Origin of the sequence: Actinoplanes sp. NPDC051633, from assembly GCF_040681735.1 — a bacterium.
Lineage (GTDB): Bacteria > Actinomycetota > Actinomycetes > Mycobacteriales > Micromonosporaceae > Actinoplanes.
In genome coordinates, this window is record NZ_JBFAZH010000821.1 from 1 (window position 1) to 3524 (window position 3524).

Genomic DNA, 3524 nt, shown 5'->3' on the forward strand with positions numbered 1-3524 from the left:
TACACGCCGGTCGACCTGCGCTGGTACGGCGGGGTGAACCAGCTCGGCTACAGCCTGGTGTCGCAACCGGTGATGGCCACGCTGGGTGTCCGCGTGACCGGCGTGCTGGCCCTGGTCGCGTCGTCCGTGCTGCTGGCCGTCCTGCTGCGCCGCACCGGGGCTCCGCGGCCCTGGGCGGGCGCGCTGATCGGCGCGGCCTGCGTGGCCGGCAACCTGGTGTCCGGCCGGGTCACGTACGCGCTGGGGGTGGCCGTCGGGCTCGGCGCGCTGGTGCAGCTCACCTCCCGCCGGTTCTCCTACCTGGCGGCTCCGATCGCGCTGCTGGCGGCGGCGACCAGCCCCGTGGCCGGACTGTTCGTGGGCCTGGCGGGTGCCGCGCTGCTGCTCACCGGCCGGTGGCGGGAGGGCTTGCTGCTCGCCGTGCCGGCCGCGATCCCGGTCGGCCTGGCGGCGCTGCTCTTCGGCGACGGCGGGTGGATGAACATCAGCCGCGCCGACACGGTCCGCGCGGTGGTGACCAGCCTGATCGTCGCCGCGCTGGTGCCGCGGTGGCCGGTGCGGGCCGGCGCCGGGCTGTCCGCCGCGGGGGTGCTGGCTGCGGCGCTGGTGCACACGCCGGTGGGCCTCAACGCCACCCGGCTGGTGACCATGTTCGCGCTGCCGCTGCTGGCCGCCTACGTCACGAGGAAGTGGCTGGTGGTGCCGCTGCTGGTGGTCACCGCCGTGGTGCAGTCACCGGTGATGGTTCGGGATCTGCGGGACGCCGGCAATCCGACCGCCGATCGCGCGTTCTTCGCCCCGCTGCGGGAGCATCTGGCCGGCCTGCGGCTGACCGGCCGGGTCGAGGTGCCACCGACCCGCGACTACTGGGAGGCCGCGCACATGGGCGACGTGCCGCTGGCCCGCGGCTGGCTGCGGCAGGCCGACATCGACCGCAACCCGCTCTTCTTCACCACCGTGCCGGGCGCTCCGGGCACCGGCGTCCCATTGACCGCGGACACGTACCGGCAGTGGCTGGCCGACAAGTCCGTGCAGTACGTCGCGGTGCCGCACGCCGAGCTGTCCTGGCCGGGCCGGGCCGAGGCCGCGCTGGTCACCGGCGGTCTGCCGTACCTGCGTCAGGTGTGGTCCTCCGACGACTGGCGGCTGTACGCGGTGGCCGACCCGCAACCCGTGGTTCCGGGTCTGGTGTCGCAGGACGCGGCGTCGCTGACCTTCGACGCGTCCGCCGCCGGCGACGTCATCGTGCGGGTGCGCTTTCACCGGTGGCTGCGCACGACGCCGCGGGCCGTGCTGGAGCCGGCCGGGGAGTGGACCCGGGTGCGGGCCCCCTCCCCCGGTCGATACCGGCTTACTTCTTGACCCGGTAGGTCAGGTGGGTGACGGCCTTGCCCTCGATCAGCGAGATCGGGCCCTCGAGCTGCACCGGCTTGACGCCCAGCGAGGGGAAGAACGGCGTGCCCGCCCCCAGCAGCACCGGCACCAGGTCGACGCCGATCTCGTCGACCAGGCCGGCGTCCAGGGCCTGCCGGGCGATCTGACCGCCGTTGAGGCCGACGTTCTTGTCGCCGGCGATCTCCTTCGCCTTGGCCACGGCCGCCTCGATGCCGTCGGTGACGAAGACGAAGTTCTCGTCCGCGAGTGGCCGGTCCGCGGGCGGGTTGTGGGTGAGCACGACGGTGGTGACGTCCATCGGGTGGCGTCCGCCCCACGCTTTGGTGAAGTCGTAGAGGTGCCGGCCGACGACCAGCGCGCCGGTGTTCTCGATCAGGCTGCGCCAGTACTCGGCGCTGGCCTTCGTCGTCTTGAACGTCATGTCCGGGTGTCCGGTCGGCAGCTCCACGTCGCCGTTGCCGTACCACTGGAAGAGCAGGTCGAAGCCGCTCTCCTCGGGTCCGGCGATGTATCCGTCGATCGACATGGAAGCGCCGGTGGTGACCTTGCCCATTTTCGTTTCCTCCTCAGTGGGTGCTGACACCCGACGGTCGGAGCCGGCGGCTCGTTCTCGACATCCCGGCGGCAGATCTCCCGGAGAATTCGGTGTCCTAAGTAGGACGGGCACGGGGGCAGCATCGCCGTCGATGCGGGCGTATGGTCCGGTCATGGCGGGCGTTCACGGTCCAGCGCCGTGGATGGTGCGGATTCTCGATGCGGGTGGCACTGTGCACGGTGCGGGCATGCTGGTCGCGCCCGATCGCGTGCTGACCTGCGCGCACGTCGTGCCGGCCGCTGCCTTTGTGCAGTTCGTCGACCCGCCGGACGGTCCGCGGCTGCCGGCCACGGTCGCCTTCCTCGAGCCCAGCGGGGCCTCGTGGCGCGGCGACATCGCGCTGCTGGCGCTGGACCGGCCGCACCCCGATCGGGTGACGGCCACGTTGCGGCGCTTCCCGGTCCGGCGGGCCCGGCGGCTGCGGGCGTACGCGTTTCCCCAGCATCCCGAGATCGGTTACTGGGCGGTGACCGAGCTCGTCGGCCAGGGCGGCCCGGGCGGCGAGTGGATGCAGCTGGCGAACGTCTCCGGCTTCCCCGTGTCGAAAGGCTTCAGCGGCGCCGGCGTGCTGGCCGAGCCCCTGGACCACCTGGTCGGCATGATCGTCGCGGCGCAACCCGCCGACGGGCAGTCGTTCATGATCCCGGCGGACACCATCGCGACCTATCTGCCGGGGGTCCCGTGGATCGTCGGCGAGCCGGCCGTCTCCGGCTTCTCCGACGACCAACGGTCCGGAACGCCGGACGCGTCCGTGCTGCGTGAGATGTCCGAGTTCATCGACGGGCCGCCCGGTGCGAACGTCCGGGTGGTGGTGAGCGGTCCGTCCGGCTCCGCCGGGTCGGTCGCCGTGCGCGAGGCGGTGCTGACCTCCGACCCGGTCGACCTGGCGGTGAACTGCGCCGGTCTGTCGGTTCGGGCGATCATCCGGCGAATCGCCGAGCGGGCCGGCGTGGACGACCGGCATATCGCGGACAACCAGGCGCCGCCGATGGTCATCGTGCTGAGCCGGGTGGACCAGGCGCTGGACCCGGCCGGTGTGCTGCGGTCGGTGGTGCACCCGCTGAGCGAGCGGGACGCCAACCGGATCCTGCTCACCTTCGACGAGGAGCACTCGGCGGCACTGCCCCTGGCCCGATCGATCGAGAAGGAACGGTCGACCCGGCAGTCGGACCCGGGCGAGGTCCGGTCGGCGGTGTCCCGGGCCCGGCTGGCCGAGCGGTCCGCCGAGAAGCTGCACCGCCGGGCCGGCGCGGTGATCAGCGGGCTGCCGCCGCTGGAGCGCCGCTCGCCGCGACTGCGCGCCGAGTTCGCCGCGCTGACCGGCTCCGGTCCGGAGGCGGCGGCGCTGCGGGCGGCCGCGCTGGAGGCGACCGACGCGGCGCTGGCCGTCGCCGACCGGCTCGGCGAGCTGCTCCGCGAGCATGCCGACCAGCGCGGGCTGCTGACGTCCTACCAGCAGCTCAGCGCCCGGTACGGCCACGCCGAGGACCCTGGGCTGACCGCGTTGTACCAGCGGGCCTACGCGCTGCTGCAC

At 73.2% G+C, this 3524-nt stretch carries 3 protein-coding genes; 2 read left to right on the top strand and 1 reads right to left on the bottom strand.

Annotation, left to right across the window (positions count from 1 at the left end; translation table 11 throughout):
• Positions 1-1362, top strand: a 1362-nt coding sequence (locus tag AB0M20_RS32710) for a hypothetical protein (RefSeq protein ID WP_364304197.1), incomplete at its 5' end; no start/stop codon positions are given.
• Here AB0M20_RS32710 and AB0M20_RS32715 read toward each other — a convergent pair.
• The gene (locus AB0M20_RS32715) at positions 1352-1948 is read right to left on the bottom strand and encodes a dihydrofolate reductase family protein (protein ID WP_364304198.1); all 597 of its coding nucleotides are present in this window, start codon (positions 1946-1948) and stop codon (positions 1352-1354) included. The two genes, AB0M20_RS32710 and AB0M20_RS32715, sit on opposite strands and share 11 nt — an antisense overlap.
• Positions 1949-2102: 154 nt before the next feature.
• On the opposite strand from AB0M20_RS32715, the gene AB0M20_RS32720 reads away from it, so the two are divergent.
• Positions 2103-3524 (top strand): trypsin-like peptidase domain-containing protein (locus AB0M20_RS32720; protein ID WP_364304199.1); only part of this gene is annotated, 1422 nt, incomplete at its 3' end.

What these genes read in the sequence shown, in the direction of transcription:
- AB0M20_RS32715 (WP_364304198.1), bottom strand. Translation starts at nt 1,948, where the DNA reads ATGGGCAAGGTCACCACCGGCGCTTCCATGTCGATCGACGGATACATC.